14 protein-coding genes and 1 tRNA gene are annotated in these 16642 nt (G+C 62.2%); 7 read left to right on the top strand and 8 right to left on the bottom strand.

Annotated features, from left to right (window positions below; genetic code table 11):
* Positions 1 to 140: 140 nt before the first annotated feature.
* Complete coding sequence (locus PU133_RS11450; protein ID WP_404861799.1) at positions 141 to 1355, top strand: MFS transporter; 1215 nt, start codon at positions 141 to 143, stop codon at positions 1353 to 1355.
* Here PU133_RS11450 and PU133_RS11455 read toward each other — a convergent pair.
* Together PU133_RS11455 and moaA are read right to left on the bottom strand one after the other, a co-directional pair.
* Positions 1295 to 2302, bottom strand: coding sequence for an alpha/beta hydrolase (locus PU133_RS11455; RefSeq protein WP_404861800.1), 1008 nt, complete (start codon positions 2300 to 2302; stop codon positions 1295 to 1297). The two genes, PU133_RS11450 and PU133_RS11455, sit on opposite strands and share 61 nt — an antisense overlap.
* Before the next feature lie 47 nt (positions 2303 to 2349).
* On the bottom strand, positions 2350 to 3339 hold the full coding sequence (moaA, locus tag PU133_RS11460; RefSeq protein WP_404864515.1) for a GTP 3',8-cyclase MoaA: 990 nt from the start codon (positions 3337 to 3339) through the stop codon (positions 2350 to 2352).
* A 205-nt stretch (positions 3340 to 3544) separates the two neighbouring features.
* On the opposite strand from moaA, the gene PU133_RS11465 reads away from it, so the two are divergent.
* The gene (locus tag PU133_RS11465; protein ID WP_404861801.1) at positions 3545 to 3940 is read left to right on the top strand and encodes a gamma-butyrobetaine hydroxylase-like domain-containing protein; all 396 of its coding nucleotides are present in this window, start codon (positions 3545 to 3547) and stop codon (positions 3938 to 3940) included.
* A gap of 25 nt (positions 3941 to 3965) precedes the next feature.
* On the opposite strand, the gene PU133_RS11470 is transcribed toward PU133_RS11465, so the two are convergent.
* A complete protein-coding gene (locus PU133_RS11470) occupies positions 3966 to 5042 on the bottom strand; it encodes a GGDEF domain-containing protein (protein ID WP_404861802.1) in 1077 nt (358 codons plus the stop codon).
* A gap of 135 nt (positions 5043 to 5177) precedes the next feature.
* Positions 5178 to 6785, bottom strand: a complete 1608-nt coding sequence (locus tag PU133_RS11475; RefSeq protein ID WP_404861803.1) for a fumarate hydratase — start codon at positions 6783 to 6785, stop codon at positions 5178 to 5180.
* 295 nt (positions 6786 to 7080) lie between these two features.
* Here PU133_RS11475 and PU133_RS11480 point away from each other — a divergent pair, with 295 nt between their 5' ends.
* Positions 7081 to 9090 (top strand): murein L,D-transpeptidase, encoded by a 2010-nt coding sequence (locus tag PU133_RS11480; protein WP_404861804.1) that lies wholly within the window; start codon positions 7081 to 7083, stop codon positions 9088 to 9090.
* 70 nt (positions 9091 to 9160) lie between these two features.
* Here the strand turns inward: PU133_RS11480 and gph are convergent, their stop codons facing one another.
* The 3 genes from gph to PU133_RS11495 all read right to left on the bottom strand — a co-directional run bounded on the left by gph (position 9161) and on the right by PU133_RS11495 (position 11483).
* A complete protein-coding gene (gene gph, locus PU133_RS11485) occupies positions 9161 to 9850 on the bottom strand; it encodes a phosphoglycolate phosphatase (protein ID WP_404861805.1) in 690 nt (229 codons plus the stop codon).
* A gap of 4 nt (positions 9851 to 9854) precedes the next feature.
* Complete coding sequence (locus tag PU133_RS11490) at positions 9855 to 10982, bottom strand: S-(hydroxymethyl)glutathione dehydrogenase/class III alcohol dehydrogenase (protein WP_404861806.1); 1128 nt, start codon at positions 10980 to 10982, stop codon at positions 9855 to 9857.
* Between the two features lie 105 nt (positions 10983 to 11087).
* Positions 11088 to 11483: a helix-turn-helix domain-containing protein gene (locus tag PU133_RS11495; RefSeq protein WP_404861807.1), complete on the bottom strand. Its 396-nt coding sequence runs from the start codon at positions 11481 to 11483 to the stop codon at positions 11088 to 11090.
* A gap of 71 nt (positions 11484 to 11554) precedes the next feature.
* Between PU133_RS11495 and PU133_RS11500 the strand changes: the two genes are divergently transcribed.
* Positions 11555 to 12493, top strand: coding sequence for a DMT family transporter (locus PU133_RS11500; RefSeq protein WP_404861808.1), 939 nt, complete (start codon positions 11555 to 11557; stop codon positions 12491 to 12493).
* Positions 12494 to 12569: 76 nt separating this feature from the next.
* Positions 12570 to 14582 carry an acetyl-CoA carboxylase biotin carboxylase subunit gene (locus tag PU133_RS11505; RefSeq protein WP_404861809.1) on the top strand — a complete coding sequence of 671 codons (2013 nt, stop codon included), beginning with the start codon at positions 12570 to 12572 and terminating at the stop codon, positions 14580 to 14582.
* Positions 14583 to 14586: 4 nt separating this feature from the next.
* Here PU133_RS11505 and lipB read toward each other — a convergent pair whose 3' ends face one another.
* Positions 14587 to 15336 (bottom strand): lipoyl(octanoyl) transferase LipB, encoded by a 750-nt coding sequence (gene lipB / locus PU133_RS11510; RefSeq protein WP_404861810.1) that lies wholly within the window; start codon positions 15334 to 15336, stop codon positions 14587 to 14589.
* Between the two features lie 146 nt (positions 15337 to 15482).
* Here lipB and PU133_RS11515 point away from each other — a divergent pair.
* Together PU133_RS11515 and PU133_RS11520 are read left to right on the top strand one after the other, a co-directional pair.
* Positions 15483 to 15567, top strand: a tRNA-Leu gene (locus PU133_RS11515).
* A gap of 124 nt (positions 15568 to 15691) precedes the next feature.
* Positions 15692 to 16489 carry a DUF1003 domain-containing protein gene (locus tag PU133_RS11520; RefSeq protein WP_404861811.1) on the top strand — a complete coding sequence of 266 codons (798 nt, stop codon included), beginning with the start codon at positions 15692 to 15694 and terminating at the stop codon, positions 16487 to 16489.
* Positions 16490 to 16642 lie beyond the last annotated feature (153 nt).

Consider the following 16642-nt stretch of genomic DNA (forward strand, 5'->3'; position numbering starts at 1 on the left):
ATCGACTTTGTTGAACAACTTTTGGGCAAGTGCACGCATCGTTGCCATTATGGCCAAATGGTGACACAGACAGTTTAAGCCGCGAGCACTGGTGAATCGTGGTCGACGTGCCACTTTCGCTTGCAACGGATGCCTAATCCATGGCCGGACTGATTGCGCTCTCGCTGTCTTATATCCTGTCCCAGTTCTTCCGGTCGTTTCTGGCGGTACTGACGCCGACGCTCTCGACCGATCTCGGGATGACCAATGCGCAATTGTCGCTGGCCTCGGGGATCTGGTTCGTCACCTTCGCGCTCATGCAGTTTGCAGTGGGCACCTGGCTCGATCGCTATGGCCCGCGGCGGACGGCGTCCTTGCTCTTGGCTCTTGGCGGTGCGGGTGGGGCGATGATCTTCGCAACGGCCGAAACGCCCGGCATGATCATCCTGGCCATGGCGCTGATCGGCATCGGCTGCTCGCCGCTTCTGATGGCATCGCTTTTCATCTTCGCGCGACTGTATTCACCGCTGCGCTTTGCCGTTTTTGCCTCCTGGTTCATCGCGGTCGGCAATGCCGGCAACGTGCTCGGCGCTGCACCGCTTGCCGCTTCGGTGGAGTTCTTCGGGTGGAGAACATCCATGGCGGCGCTGGGCGCGATCAGCCTCATGGTGGCTGTTGCGATCTTCGTGCTGGTGCGCGATCCGGACAAGCTCGAATCCGATGGCCAGTCGAGCGGACTGAGGGGATATATCGACCTTTTGAAGATGCCGGTTCTCTGGGCGATCATCCCGCTTACCGCCGTCAACTACGCGCCGGCGGCGACGATCCGTGGCTTGTGGGCGGGGCCTTATCTGGACCAGGTCTATGGTGCCGGGTCGCTGCTAATCGGAAACGTCGCACTCGCCATGGCAATCGCCATGGTCATTGGTAGCTTCGCCTACGGCCCGCTCGATACGCTGCTCCGCACCCGCAAATGGGTCGCCTTCGGCGGCAATGCGGCGAGTTTCTCCATTCTCGTTGCGCTGGTCCTGGTGCCGATGCCACCCTTCGCGTTCGCCGCTGCCGCGCTGGTCGCGATCGGGCTGTTCGGCACGAGCTATGGCGTGCTGATGGCGCATGCGCGGGCGTTTTTCCCGGCGCATTTGACCGGGCGTGGCGTGACGCTGATGAACTTCTTCTCGATCGGCGGCGCAGGGCTCATCCAGTTCGCCACGGGGCCGGTGTTCGGATCCGCCTATGATGGCGCCGACCCTGCATCGGCCTATTCGACGCTCTTCGGCTTCTACGCGCTGCTGCTCGCCGTCGGACTTGCGATCTACATGTTCTCGCGCGATGCGAAGCCCGGCGAGCGGGTAAGTTCCAGCGTCGCCAGATAGTCGACGATCGCGGCTGCAAGCGACGCGGTGGTCGACGGTGAGATGATGTCGCCGGCGACCAGATGATTTTGCGGATCGTCGCTCTTCGTCACCAGCAAGGTCTCCGTCGGTGCACCCCATCGGGTCGCCATCGCGGCCGTCCTGTCCGGACGCACGATGGCGTCACCCTCGGAATAGACGAAGAGCGTGGGGACTTCGATCGTTTCCACCGGGGCTTGGCCTGCCAGATGCACGAGCGCGGCCATCGGCAAGAGCGCTGCCGTCGGGTACGTCGTTGTCCAATTCGCCGCGTGCGCCGCATTTCTCGGCGCGAAGCTGCGGGAGCTCCCGATCAGCAGGTCCGCCAGCGGGCCACCCCACGGCATTGTGAGGATGCCGGAGCCGGATGCGGCGAGACCGAAGTTCGGCGAGATCATCACGGTAGCCGCGACATCGTCGGCGAGGTTCGGCTGGGTCATCGCCCAGGTGACGAGCGTTGCGCCCGTCGATGTGCCCATCAGGACGACGCGATCGCCCAAACGGCGTCCGATCTCAATGGCTTCCGCGAGATCGTTCACCCATTGATTCACCGTGGCCTCGGCCATCGCATCGCCGGTGCGGCCATGGCCGGACAATCGCGTGAAGAACAGATTGGCGCCAAGCGACTGCGCAACCAGATCCGGCAGCGGGCGCACCTCCGTCGGCGAAGCCGAGAAGCCATGGACGTAGACGAGGGAAATGGGTGTCGGCAGTTTCGCTGCGGGGTCGGCCCACACGATCTGCTTGCTCTGGTTCGGCCGGATGTCACCTAAGGCGGCCTCCGTGCGCTCCAGATAAGCATCCAGATCGGCGTCGATCGACGCCGCCTCGAAGCTTACGGTGGTATCGACGTCAGGACGCGGGCCGAGCGTCCACAGCACGAAGAGGACGAAGATGACTGCAGCGAGCAGGAGAAGCAGCCGTCGCATCGCCTTTCCCACTCGCACGATCATCGCTCCAGATAGAGATGGTTTCGTCAGCCGCCCGTGACGCTCATGTGGCGGGAAACGGCCGGGCGATTGTTGCGCCGGTCGATGACGAAGTCATGACCCTTCGGCTTGCGGCCGATCGCTTCGTCGATCGCATCGGAGACGAGACCGTTGCCTTCGGAGGCGCGCAATGCGGCACGAAGATCTGCGGCATCTTCCTGGCCGAGGCACATGAACAGCGTTCCCGTGCAGGTGAGGCGCACCCGGTTGCAGCTTTCGCAGAAATTGTGGGTCATCGGCGTGATGAAGCCCAAGCGGCCGCCGGTTTCGGCAATTTCGACGTATCGCGCCGGGCCGCCGGTCTTGTAGGGAATGTCGATCATCGTGAACTGCCGGGCAAGGTCGGCGCGCAGCAGCGAGAGCGGCAGATAGTGGTCGGTCCGATCCTCGTCGATCTCGCCCATTGGCATCGTTTCGATGACCGTCATGTCCATGCCCTTGCCATGGGCCCAGTGGATCATCTCGGGTATTTCGGCGTTGTTGAAACCCTTGAGCGCCACGGCATTGATCTTGACGTGAATGCCAGCCGCCTGGGCCGCTTCGATGCCTTCCAGAACGCGCGAAAGCTCGCCCCAGCGGGTGATCTGGCGAAACTTGTCGGGGTCAAGCGTATCGAGAGATACGTTGATGCGGCGCACACCACATTCGGCGAGCTCAGCGGCAAAACGCGAGAGCTGCGAGCCGTTTGTGGTCAGCGTCAATTCCTCGAGAGCACCGGATTTCAGGTGCCGCGAGAGATCGCGGATGAGATGCATGATGTTCTTACGCACCAGCGGCTCGCCGCCGGTGAGACGCAGCCTGCGGACGCCCTTTTCGATGAACACCGTGCAGAGGCGGTCGAGTTCCTCGAGCGACAGCAGGTCCTTCTTCGGGAGAAACGTCATGTTCTCCGCCATGCAATAGGTGCAGCGGAAGTCGCAACGATCCGTCACCGACACGCGTAGATAGCTGATTGCGCGACCGAAAGGATCGATCATCGGTGGCTCGGTGACGGCTAGCGGGCGTGCGCCTGCCGTGGAATTGTTGAACTGGTTCAATGCATTTCTCCCTGCGCCCTATGTTGCGACGATGAGGCGCCGCGTCAAGGCGCGATCGAGGTTCTGCCTTGCCGGTCACGGAAACTTGGCTTTAGACGCTAAAGGCGACTAAGGAAAAGCCGGTATCGACGAAAGGACGAGATTGATGAGCGCGACCGAGCAAAGCCAGGACGCTCCACAGGAGTTGCGCGTATCCAAGGATCGGAAGCTTCTGACCGTGCGCTTCGGTGATGCCGAGGCCTATGCGCTAGAGGCGGAACTGCTTCGGGTCTGCTCGCCGTCTGCGGAAGTGCAGGGCCATGGTCCCGGACAGGCCATCACGGTGTATGGCAAGCGCGACGTCGCCATCATGACGATCGACTCGGTCGGGCATTATGCGATCCGGATCACCTTCGACGACATGCACAATTCCGGGATATTCTCCTGGCCGTTCCTGCGGGAACTGGGGCGCGAGCGGGAAACACGATGGGCCGATTATCTGGCCGACCTCGACGCCAGAGGCTTATCGCACGATCCGGTGCGCCCGGTCAGGCGAAACTAGGTAGGGTGTTCTGCTGATCCGGTGATCAGGCGGAAATCTTCCGGTACATGGCGCGTGCTTCGGACAATTCGCCGTCAGCGCCCGGCATGTGCATAGTGACGCGATTGCGTCCGGCATTTTTCGACGCGTAAAGCGCGGCGTCGGCCTTGCGGTAGAGGTCGCTCTCGTTCTCGGCATCCGCGGCCATGCAGACGCCCATGGAGAGGGTGACCGGGCCGTAGTCGGTGCCGGTGCGCTGGTTGACGAAGGGCGTCTGTTCCACCGTCGTGCGGATGCGGTTGGCGATGCTCATCGTCTCGTCCACAGTCGTACCGGCCAGGATGAAGCCGAACTCCTCGCCGCCGGTGCGTGCGATGAAGACATCCTTGCGCAATGCCGCCCGAAAGAGGCTGCCGATAAGCTTGATGACCTTGTCGCCGACCGGGTGGCCGAACGTATCGTTGATGCGCTTGAACTTGTCGATGTCGGCAATCACGAGGGCAAGATACATCGCCGATTTCTGATCGCTGTAGATCTGCGCCATCATGTCGTCGAATGCCCGGCGATTGGACAACTGCGTCATGACATCGGTATGGGCCATGCGCTTGTACTCGTCCAACTCGCTGCGGACGCGGGTGATTTCGCTGGCGTGGCCGACCATGCCGTTGATCACCGCACGTGAGTCGCTGATCGTGCTGTCGGTCGCCGTGGTGAGAATGGTGATGAAGTTGCGGATGATGTCGACCCGCAGGGATTCCGGGTCGACCATCTCGGCATTCGCACGGCCAAGCGTGCGACCATAGTTTTCAAGCTTGGACTGTTCGCGTCGAAGCAGTTGCAGGCATTCCTCGATGTTGCGAGAAATCGTCTCCTGCGCATCGGCAACGATGCCCTGGCCGTGATGGTGAACGAGGAACTGCCGTCCGAGCGCATCGAGATCGGCCTGGGTCGGGCTGGTGCCGAGCGCCACGAAGGCCCGGGTCAGCGCCGGATCGGAGCCAGCAAAAGCTTCGTAGACGAGTTCGTAATTGCGGGGCAGACCAGGGATATTGAGCCGGCGCATGGATATGGCGATGCGGGTCGCAATGTCTCCGGGCGCTGGGCGTCTAGCTGTCTGGTTCATGCCCGTTTTTCCAAGTTTAGTTTTTGCTGTCCGTCCTGCAAAATCTATGCACGAAAGGTTCTAAATTGATTAACACTTTAGCGCTTCAGCATATGCTTGGACGCCGGAATGTCCGGCGTCGCAGGCGGCAGCGCCTCAACCGAGGTTGAGCTCCTTGAAGAAATCATTGCCCTTGTCGTCGACGACGATGAAGGCTGGGAAGTCCTCGACTTCGATTTTCCAGACAGCTTCCATGCCGAGTTCTGGATATTCGACGACCTCGACGCTTTTGATGCAGTCCTGGGCCAGCCGGGCTGCCGGGCCACCGATTGAACCCAGATAGAAGCCGCCATGGCGCTCGCAGGCGTCGCGGACAGCGCGCGAGCGGTTGCCCTTGGCCAGCATCACCATCGATCCGCCGAACGACTGGAACTGGTCGACATAGGCGTCCATGCGGCCGGCCGTCGTTGGGCCGAACGAACCGGATGCGTAACCTTCCGGTGTCTTTGCCGGACCGGCATAGTAGATCGGGTGATTCTTCATGTAGTCCGGCATGGGTTCACCGGCTTCCAGGCGCTCGCGGATCTTCGAATGGGCAAGATCGCGGGCGACGATGATCGTGCCGTTCAGCGAAAGACGCGTCTTGACGGGATGGGCCGAGAGCTGGGCCAGAATTTCGCTCATCGGCTGATGCAGATCGATCCTCACGACGTCGCCCGACAGGCGCTCTTCATCAATATCCGGCATGAAGCGCGCCGGATTGGCTTCAAGCGCTTCGAGGAAGATGCCGTCCTTCGTGATCTTGCCCTTGGCTTGGCGATCGGCCGAGCAGGAGACGCCGAGACCAATCGGGAGAGAGGCGCCGTGGCGGGGCAGGCGGATCACGCGCACATCGTGGCAGAAATACTTGCCGCCGAACTGCGCACCGACCCCGAGGCTCTGCGTAAGTTTGTGGATTTCCTGCTCCATCTCGATGTCGCGGAAGGCATGGCCGCTTTCCGAGCCTGAGGTGGGGAGCGCATCGAGATAGCGCGTCGACGCAAGCTTCACCGTCTTCAGCGTCATCTCGGCCGAGGTGCCGCCGATGACGATCGCAAGGTGATAAGGCGGGCAGGCGGCCGTGCCGAGCGTCAGGATCTTTTCCTTGAAGAATTCGATCATCCGCTCACGCGTCAAAAGCGCGGGCGTGCCCTGGTAGAGAAAGGTCTTGTTGGCCGAGCCACCACCCTTGGCGACGAACAGGAATTCGTATCCGTCGTCGCCTTCCTCATAGATGTCGATCTGCGCGGGCAGGTTGGTCTTGGTGTTCTTTTCCTCGAACATGCCGAGTGGTGCGAGCTGCGAATAGCGCAGGTTCTTCTTCTCATAGGCGTCGAGAACCCCGCGTGCGATCGCGGAATAATCGCCGCCCTCGGTCCAGACGCGCCGACCCTTTTTCGCCATGACGATCGCCGTGCCCGTGTCCTGGCACATCGGCAGGACGCCGCCTGCGGCAATGTTGGCGTTCTTCATGAGATCATAGGCGACGAAACGGTCGTTGTCCGTTGCCTCCGGGTCGTTCAAGATCTTGGCGAGCTGCGCGAGGTGTCCCGGGCGAAGGAGATGATTGATGTCGGCGAAGGCCTGTTCGGAGAGCAGCCGCAATCCTTCCGGTTCGACCAGCAAAACTTCCTGGCCGCGAAATGTATCCACGGAGACGTGCTGGTCGCTAAGCTTGCGATAGGGCGTTTCATCGGCGCCCAGCGGAAAGAGATCGTCGGCCATGATTCGTCATCCAGAGATATTGACGGAGGATGGGCAGGAGAGCGCCCGGAGCCCGTTTAGCCCGCGTCCATAAGCAATGCAATCGGCCGGCGGGCGAGCCGCGCAAGCGCCGCCCCTTATGCAAAACGGCCACTGTTGGCGGAAAAGAAGCCGGCCAGCGGCCAACATTAGCCATCGCTTCTACCCGTCATCCAATGTGTTGGTTACCATTTGTTTGCCATGAGGGGCTTAGGGTCCCGGGTTCATGCCGTCCCGGTTCGGGTCGGCAAACGGACATCGAAAACACGGAGCTGGTATGCTTTCCAAAAGGACAGGCACGGTCGCGGCGATGGCGTGGCTTCTCGCAGCCGGAACGATCGCGGTGCCTCAGGGCCCTGCGTCCGCTCAGACATTGCTCGACTTCATCATGGGCGGTCCAGGCGCCGTCCAGCGCAATGCCGAACGTCGCGGTTCGCCGCTCGACAGCGGGCAGGTTACGCAGCAGCCGTCCAGCGTCGACCAGTTGCGTGCCTGGGAAGCCTCGCAGCGCCAGGCCGAGCCCGAGCCCGTCGTGGTCGGGCCCAAATACTATACCTATAAGGCGGACGAACTCGTCCGCGTCGATTTTTCCAAGCTCGCCGATCCGGTCGTGACGGGCTCGATCTCCGAAGGCGGCGATCAGCAGCCCATCAATGCCTTCGCTCAGGCAAGCCGGCACCTGTCCGACATCCAGGTGCGTTCGCTGGCCGAGGTCGGTGAAGCCGTGACGGCGTTCTACGGCGAGAATGCTGGCTTCGTCTGGACCGACGACAATGGTCCGAGCGCGCGTGCCGAGGCAGCTTTGTCCGTATTCGCCAAGGCCGACCGGGTCGGGCTTTCACCGGCCGACTATCTGGTCGAGTGGCCTGCGCCCGCAGCGAGCTCTGCCGTGACGAATCAGGCCACTGCGGCTCGGACCGTCGCATTGGCGTCTAATGCATCCCAGTCCAATGCAACTCAGGCAGCTGCGCCAAACCCGGATCGCGCCCGGCTCCAGTTCGAGATGGAGATGGCGGCCGCGGTCGCGTCCTACATGCTCGATGCCACCCGCGGGCGGATCGCGCCGAACCGGATTTCGGGCTACCACGATTTTGACCGGAAGGAGGTCGACCTCATCGCTGGGCTGAAGGTCGCGGCGCGCACGGCCAACATCACCTCCTACCTCGAGCGCCGCAGCCCGACGCATGCGAAGTTCCAGGCTTTGCAGGCCGAATATGATCGGCTGATCGCCGAGGATGCGGATGTCGATCGCGTCGAGATTGCCGAAGGTACGCTCGTGCGTCCCGGCAGCAGTAATCCGGAGCTGACGAAGATCATCGCCGCCATTCGCGAGCGGGGATCGGACGCGCTGAAGACCACGCATTCACTCACCTTCGCGGACTACCAGGGCAGCCCCGTCTACGACACCGCACTCGTCGAGCTCGTCAAGGATTTCCAGAAGGAATCCGGGCTGATGGACGACGGCATCATCGGTCGCAACACGATCGTGAAGCTCACCGGCGTCAGCAATGCGCGCAAGATCGAGGCGGTCCAGCTCTCAATGGAGCGGCTGCGGTGGATCAACCGCGATCTCGGCGAGCGACACGTCATGATCAACGCGCCGGCCTTCAAGGTCAGCTATGTGGAAGACGGCAAGGAAGCGCTGGAAATGCGCGCCGTGGTCGGCACCAAGGCCAACCAGACCTATTTCTTCCAAGACGAGATCCAGACCGTCGAGCTCAACCCTTACTGGGGTGTGCCGCGGTCGATCATCGTCAATGAGATGCTGCCAAAGCTGCGCCAGGATCCCGGCTATCTCGATCGCATCGGGTATGAGGTGACCACACAGGGCGGAACGCAGGTCGCGTCAAGCTCGATCAACTGGTACGGCGTCGGCGCCAACGTGCCCTACAATGTTCGCCAGCCCCCAGGCTCGACCAATGCGCTCGGCGAGTTGAAGATCATGTTCCCGAACGAGCATGCGATCTACATGCACGACACTCCGGCCAAGGACCTGTTCGGTCGCGATACCCGCGCATACAGCCATGGCTGCGTGCGGCTGGAGGACCCTCGCGCGATGGCTGCGGCCGTGCTCGGCACCGACAAGGCCGATATCGGCAGCCAGATTGCCGATGGCCGCAACAAGGTGCTGAAGGTCGAGGCCAATATCCCGGTCTACATCGCCTACTTCACCGCCTGGCCGAATGCCGAGGGCAAGGTCGAGTATTTCGACGATGTCTATGAGCGGGACATGTATCTCGGTCGCGCCATCACTGCGACGAACCAGGCCCGTAACGCCGACAGTTAAAGCGTCAGAGTCCCCAGAACGCAGAACGGCGCCCGCGAGGCCGCCGTTTCGTATCAGGACGGCATTTTTCTCAAGCCGCTCGTGCCGCACGAATGAGATCGTGGACAAGGGCAGGGGTCAGCGCATCGAAATGCTCGATGACACGGTCTGGCTTCAGCTCCGCAATCGGCACGTCGGTATAGCCGAAGGGAACGCCGATCGAGGCGACACCCGCATCGCGGGCGGCGGCGATGTCGTTGATGGAATCGCCTATCATCACCGAGGTGCGGGGATCCCCGCCAGCGCGCTCGATCGTGCCGAGGATATGGCGCGGATCGGGCTTGCGGTGCGGAAGGCTGTCGCCGCCGACGATCGCCTTGAAGCGTTCCGATAGCCCGAGCGTCTGCAGCAGGCGCAGCGACATCGTCTCGCTCTTGTTGGTGCACACCGCGAGCGCGAACCCTTCTGCCTCCAGCCGATCCATTGCAACCACCAGTCCCGGAAACGGACGAGACCGTCCGGGCATGTTGGCGGAATAGTGCTCAAGAAAGACCGCAAGCAGGTGGTCGCCCTGTTCCGGCGTGGTCTCGACCTTCTGCATGGCGAAGGCGCGCGCGATCATCACGCGGGCACCCTGGCCGACGAGGTGGTTCAGGTCCTCGAGCGCGACGGGGGCGAGCCCCGCCGTCCCGATGGTGTGGTTGAGGCTGTCGACGAGATCGGGACCCGTATCCACGAGCGTCCCGTCGAGATCGAAGATGACGAGTGGGGCGGGCGCCATCGGATCAGTAGACCACGACCGAACGGATCGATTCGCCCGCATGCATCATCTCGAAGCCCTTGTTGATCTCTTCGAGCTTCAGCGTGTGGGTGATCATCGGATCGATCTCGATCTTGCCCTCCATGTACCAGTCGACGATCTTCGGCACGTCGGTGCGGCCGCGAGCGCCGCCGAAGGCCGTGCCTTTCCAGACGCGGCCGGTGACGAGCTGGAAGGGTCGGGTGGAGATTTCCTGGCCCGCGCCGGCAACGCCGATGACGATCGATTCGCCCCAGCCGCGATGGGCCGATTCCAGCGCCTGGCGCATGACCTTGACGTTCCCGGTGCAATCGAAGGTGTAGTCGGCGCCGCCGATTTGGTCTGCGCCGCGCTTCGTCATGTTGACGAGATAGGGGACGAGGTCGTCGCCGACTTCCTTCGGATTGACGAAATGGGTCATGCCGAAGCGTTCGCCCCATTCCTTCTTGTCGTTGTTGAGATCGACGCCGATGATCATGTCGGCGCCGGCAAGCCGCAGGCCCTGGATGACGTTGAGGCCGATGCCGCCCAGACCGAAAACGATCGCGGTCGCACCGATCTCGACCTTGGCCGTGTTGATTACGGCGCCGACGCCTGTCGTCACGCCGCAGCCGATGTAGCAGATCTTATCGAACGGGGCGTCCGGGTTGACCTTGGCGACGGCGATTTCCGGCAGGACCGTGTAGTTCGCGAAGGTCGAGCAGCCCATGTAGTGGTGGATCTTGTCCTTGCCGATGGAGAAGCGTGAGCTGCCATCCGGCATCACGCCCTGGCCCTGGGTGGAGCGGATCGCCGTGCAGAGATTTGTCTTCTGCGACAGGCAGGAAGGGCAGGTGCGGCACTCGGGCGTATAGAGCGGGATGACGTGATCGCCCTTCTTCACCGAGGTGACGCCCTTGCCGACATCGACGACGACGCCGGCACCTTCATGGCCGAGAATGGCTGGGAAAAGACCCTCGGGGTCGGCGCCCGACAGGGTGAAATCATCGGTGTGGCAAAGGCCCGTCGCCTTCACCTCGATGAGAACTTCGCCGTCGCGGGGGCCTTCCAGTTGTACGGTGGTCACTTCAAGCGGCTTGCCCGCCTGAAAGGCGACTGCGGCGCGAACGTCCATGGGCTGTGCTCCTGTCTGAATTGCCGGCGAAAATGTCAGAGAGGGGCCTCTGCCTCAAGAGGTCTTTGTAACGGTGCCCCACCTGCGCTCTCATGGCGCATCCGTTCAGACATCATTCTGCAAGTGCCGGCTAAGCGAGGCGATTTCCCGCTCCAGTGCATCGATTGTCGCGGCGGTGTGCTGGTGCTGCTCCTTGAGCTTCGCCAGTTGCAGGGTGATGACACCGAGTGTGGCGTCCACAGGTTGGGAAGCGGGTGCCGAGCCGAAGCCGCTGAGGAGCCATGTGGGGGCGACGCCGAGAATGCCGGCGAGCATGATGAGGCGGTTTGCCCGCGGCTCGGAACGGTCTCCCTCCCAGGCGGCGATGGTCTCGGTCTTGACGCCCAGACGCCGCGCCAGCTGCGGCACGGACATGTCCAAAGCGTCGCGCGCGGTGGAAATGCGGCCGCCAAGCGTGTCGGCTTCGGGTTTGTCGTCGAGAATCGTGGCCGGATGCTGCATCGGAGCTCCTCTTGCATATCGCCGGATGTAAAGGCGTTGTTCCCCGGATTGAAAAGCCGTAACGACGTCTCATGAGTGAGACCGCGACTGCCGTTCAGGCTGCCAATAGCAGCCATGCCCAGGGGATGATGATCATGTCGGTCGGCATGCTCATCTTGCCGGTCATGGATGGCATAGGCAAGTATCTGGCGACCGAGCAGGCGATGTCGCCGGGCCAAGTGTCGTTCTACCGCTTCATCGTGCAGTTGATCCTGACCGTTGCGGCCATTGCTCTCGTCAGCGGCCGGCCCGGGTTCAAGTCGAACCGTTTCTGGCTGAACATCCTGCGGGGCTTCCTGATCGGTGGCGCGAGCCTCTGCTTCTTCGCTGCCGTGAAATACATGCCGATCGCCGATGCGCTCGCGATCTTCTTTGTCGAGCCGTTCATCCTGACGGCCTTGTCGGCGCTGATCCTCGGCGAAAAAGTGGGGTGGCGGCGCTGGGCGGCCATCGGGCTCGGCTTCATCGGCGCACTCATCGTCATCCAGCCAAGCTTCGCGCGCTTCGGCTTCATCGCGTTTCTGCCGCTCGGTACCGCGAGCCTCTTTGCCGTCTACATGCTGTTGAACCGCTCGCTGGGGGGGCATGACGGACCGATGGTGATGCAGTATCTGGCAGGCATCGGCGGCACGGTCGTGATCGCCCTGGCGATGGGGATCGGCAGCGTCGTGGGGATCACCGATCTCGCGCCATCCTGGCCGGCAAACGGCCTGAGCTTCAGCCTCGTTCTTTTGCTCGGCCTCCTGGCGGCCGTGGGGCACGGACTGGTGGTGCTGGCCTTCCAGAAGGCGCCGGCATCTCTGCTTGCACCGTTTCAGTATCTCGAAATCATTTCGGCCGTGCTCATCGGCTATCTCGTGTTTTCCGATGTGCCGAGCGCCTCCAAATGGGTCGGCATCGGCATCATCGTGGCCTCGGGGCTCTTCATCTTTAGGCGTGAACGTATCGTTGCCGGCGCGCCTCAGGCTTGAACTCGATTTGCCTTGGGCTACAAGCGCATGAGGACTTTCGCCTGCCTTGGGCCGGCACCGGAGGGGTACCAACCGCATGTTCTCTAAGATCCTGATCGCCAATCGCGGCGAAATCGCCTGCCGCGTGATCAAGACCGCCAAACGCATGGGCATCGCGACCGTCGCCGTCTATTCCGACGCCGACCGGGACGCGCTCCATCTCGAGATGGCCGACGAGGCGGTCCATATCGGTCCGGCAGCCGCGTCGGAGAGCTATCTCAACGCCGAAAAGATCATCGCGGCCTGCAAGGAGACGGGTGCCGAGGCTGTGCATCCCGGCTACGGCTTTCTGTCTGAACGCGCTTCCTTCTGCGAGGCGCTGGAGGCCGAGGGCATCGTCTTCATCGGCCCGAAACCCAAGGCCATTCGCGCCATGGGCGACAAGATCGAATCGAAGAAATTTGCCAAAGATGCCAATGTCTCGACCGTGCCCGGCCATATCGGGGTGATCGAGAATGTCGACGAGGCGGAGCGAATTTCCGACGAGATCGGCTATCCGGTGATGATCAAGGCGTCTGCCGGCGGCGGCGGCAAGGGCATGCGCATTGCGCATTCCCGCGACGAGGTGCGAGACGGCTTCGATCGGGCGCGGTCGGAAGCGAAGAACTCGTTTGGCGACGACCGTGTCTTCATCGAGAAGTTCATCGTCGAGCCACGGCACATCGAAATACAGGTGCTCGCCGATTCCCACGGTCACTGCATCCATCTAGGCGAACGGGAATGTTCCATCCAGCGGCGCAACCAGAAGGTCGTCGAGGAAGCGCCATCGCCGTTTCTCGACGAGGCGACCCGGGCCGCGATGGGAGCGCAGGCAGTGGCCCTTGCGCAGGCCGTCGACTACCAGAGCGCCGGCACCGTCGAATTCATCGTCGACAGGGACCGCAACTTCTATTTCCTGGAGATGAACACGCGCCTGCAGGTGGAGCATCCCGTGACGGAACTCGTCACTGGCATCGATCTGGTGGAACAGATGATCCGGGTCGCAGCCGGCGAGCGCTTGTCGATAGCGCAGGACGACGTGATCTTGAATGGCTGGGCGATCGAGAGCCGGCTTTACGCCGAAGATCCTTACCGCAATTTCCTGCCGTCGATCGGACGGCTGACGCGCTATCGGCCGCCGGCGGAGATCAAGGGATCGGACGCGGTGATCCGCAACGACACCGGCGTTTTCGAAGGCGCCGAAATTTCGATGTTCTACGACCCGATGCTCGCCAAGCTCTGCACCTGGGCGCCGACGCGCGAAAAGGCCGTCGATGCAATGGGGCTGGCGCTCGACGGTTTCGTGGTCGACGGGATCGCCCATAACATCCCGTTCCTGTCGGCGCTGATGCGCCATCCGCGCTGGCGGGAAGGACGCCTTTCGACAGGCTTCATCGCGGAAGAATACCCGGATGGCTTCGTTCCCGAAGACCCAAGTGAGGACGCGCTTGCCGTGCTGGCGGCCGTGGCGTTGTCTGCCGAACTGTTGCGCAAGGACAGGCTCGACCGGTTTGCGGACCGCGTGGCACCTCATAACGGCGCGCTGAGACGGGACTGGGTCGTGCGGCTTGGCGATGTCTATCTCGACGTCGCCGTCGTCGATGGCATGGCTTCGATGCCGCTCGAGCTCGATGTCAGCATTGGCGGCGCCGATCCTGTGACCATCACAACGCATTTCCGGCCGGGTGACGCCATCTGGACTGGTAAGATCGACGGCCGGCTCGTCACGGCGCAGACACGGCCTGTTCTGAACGGCATTCGCGTGGACTGGCAGGGCTATTCGCTTACCGCCCGCGTGCTGACGCCGCGGCTTGCGGAACTTGACCGGTTGATGCCGGTCAAGCAGGCGCCGGATACATCCAAGCTCCTGCTCTGCCCGATGCCGGGGCTTGTCGTTTCCATCGCGGTTACGGAAGGTCAGGACGTGAAGGCCGGTGAGACGCTCGCCGTCGTCGAAGCCATGAAGATGGAAAACGTTCTGCGTGCCGAGCGCGATCTCGTCGTTTCCAAGATCAATGCGGCACCCGGCGAAAGCCTCGCGGTCGATGCTGTAATCATGGAATTCGATTGACGGCTCAGCCGTCTACAGTTGGACCGAAGATCGTCTCGAAAGACTGTCTGAGCGCAAGATCGGCGTCGGCCATTGTCACCGGCAGGCCGAGATCGACGAGGCTCGTCACGCCGTAGTCCTTCACGCCACAGGGCACGATGCCGCTGAAGTGGTCGAGGTCTGGTTCGACATTGAGCGCGATGCCGTGGAAGCTGACCCATTTGCGCAACCGGATGCCGATCGCGGCGATCTTGTCCTCGGCTGCGCGGTCCATGGCGAGGCGAGGGCGCTCCGGCCGCACGACCCAGACGCCGACCCGGTCCTCGCGGCGTTCGCCGCGCACGTTCATATCCGCGAGCGTCGCGATCACCCAGCTCTCCAGCGCCGCCACGAAGGCGCGCACATCCTGCCGGCGGCGCTTGAGGTCGAGCATCACATAGGCAACGCGCTGGCCGGGCCCGTGATAGGTGAACTCGCCACCGCGGCCCGTCTGGAAGACGGGGAAGCGATCCGGCGCAATCAGGTCGTCCATCCTGGCAGAGGTTCCGGCCGTATAGAGCGGCGGATGTTCGACAAGCCAGACCAGTTCGTCGGCAGCCCCATCATGGATGCGAGCCGCTTCGGCTTCCATCAACGCAACAGCCGATTCGTAGTCGGTGAGGCCTTGAGTTACGCGCCAGCGCACCGGCGGGCTCTCCGACTGCGGCAGGAATCGATCGGCCATCGTCGAGCGATCGGCATTGATGCGCGGCTTTGCTTGCAGATGAACGGTCATGGCGCCTGATCTATGCCTGAACGCGCCCGTTCGCAACGCTTTCGCGATTGGTCTCGGGACAAGCGGTTTTTCTTACCGTTCGCGCTTGTGCGCACCAAATCGATTTGCTAGATGACCGGCGCCGGCAAGAACGGCTTCTACCACGTGCGGTCGTGGCGGAATTGGTAGACGCGCAGCGTTGAGGTCGCTGTGGGGCAACCCGTGGAAGTTCGAGTCTTCTCGACCGCACCATTCTCCTTCGGGAGACTTCAAAAGCGCCGCATGTCGGCGCTTTTTGCGTTTCAGGACGTCATCTTGCCATTGGGGCCGCACTTGGCGATCGTGTAGGGTGGTTCTCGGTTCGAGAGGATAGGCGATGGCACGCAAGGCGATCGCTGCCAGTTATTGCGGCATCTGCGGGCGCGGCGAGAGAGAGGCAGCACTTCTCTCCGTGGAATGGGTGCGCCCGAACATTGCGCGCTATCTCGATGATGCGCATCCCAAGTGGCGTGAGAGCCGCTTCATCTGTTCGACCGATCTGCAGATGGCCAGGTGGCAGGCGCTGGAAAGTGCCATCGAGCGGGAGCGCGGCGAACTGACCGAGCTCGATCGGTCGGTCATTGCCAGCATGTCGCGAGACGAGACGCTGAGCCAGAACGTCGAGGAGGATTACGCCGAGCGGCTGAGCTTCGGCGAACGCGCGGCCGATCGTATCGCCGGCTTTGCAGGTTCCTGGGCCTTCATCCTGACCTTTGTCGGTGTGCTCATGCTGTGGGTCGCCGTCAATCTCGTGCCGCTCCTGCGCCAGCCGTTCGATCCCTATCCCTTCATCCTGCTCAACCTGATGCTGGCGATGATCGCCGCATTTCAGGCGCCGTTGATCATGATGAGCCAGAAGCGGCAGGAGGCGAAAGACCGCCTGCGCTCGCTCAACGATTACCGCGTGAACCTCAAGGCGGAACTCGAGATTCGGCATCTCCACGAAAAGTTCGACCATCATCTGATGCGTCAGTGGGAACGATTGACCGAGATTCAGGAGACGCAGATGGAGCTTCTCAGCCAGCCATTGCCGACATCGGCTCGCTCCGCTGCCAAAAAGAAGAAGGCGTCCAAAGCAGCAGGCGACAGCCCTCAGCGCTCTGCGCTTCCTCCATCCGATCCAAAGCCTTCTTGAGCGATTGCTTCGAAACCAATTGTGGTCCAAGCCGTTTACGATGCGGTGGGATAACAGGGATGCGGAGTGATTGGTCTTCGCCATGCTCCGATCGTCTTCCGTCAGATCAGAAGTTCGTGGATTGTCGCTTGCGTGTCGTCGCAGCGGGCTAAC

The sequence above is a fragment of the Georhizobium sp. MAB10 genome (assembly GCF_045012825.1).
In the GTDB taxonomy this organism is placed as follows: domain Bacteria; phylum Pseudomonadota; class Alphaproteobacteria; order Rhizobiales; family Rhizobiaceae; genus Georhizobium; species Georhizobium profundi.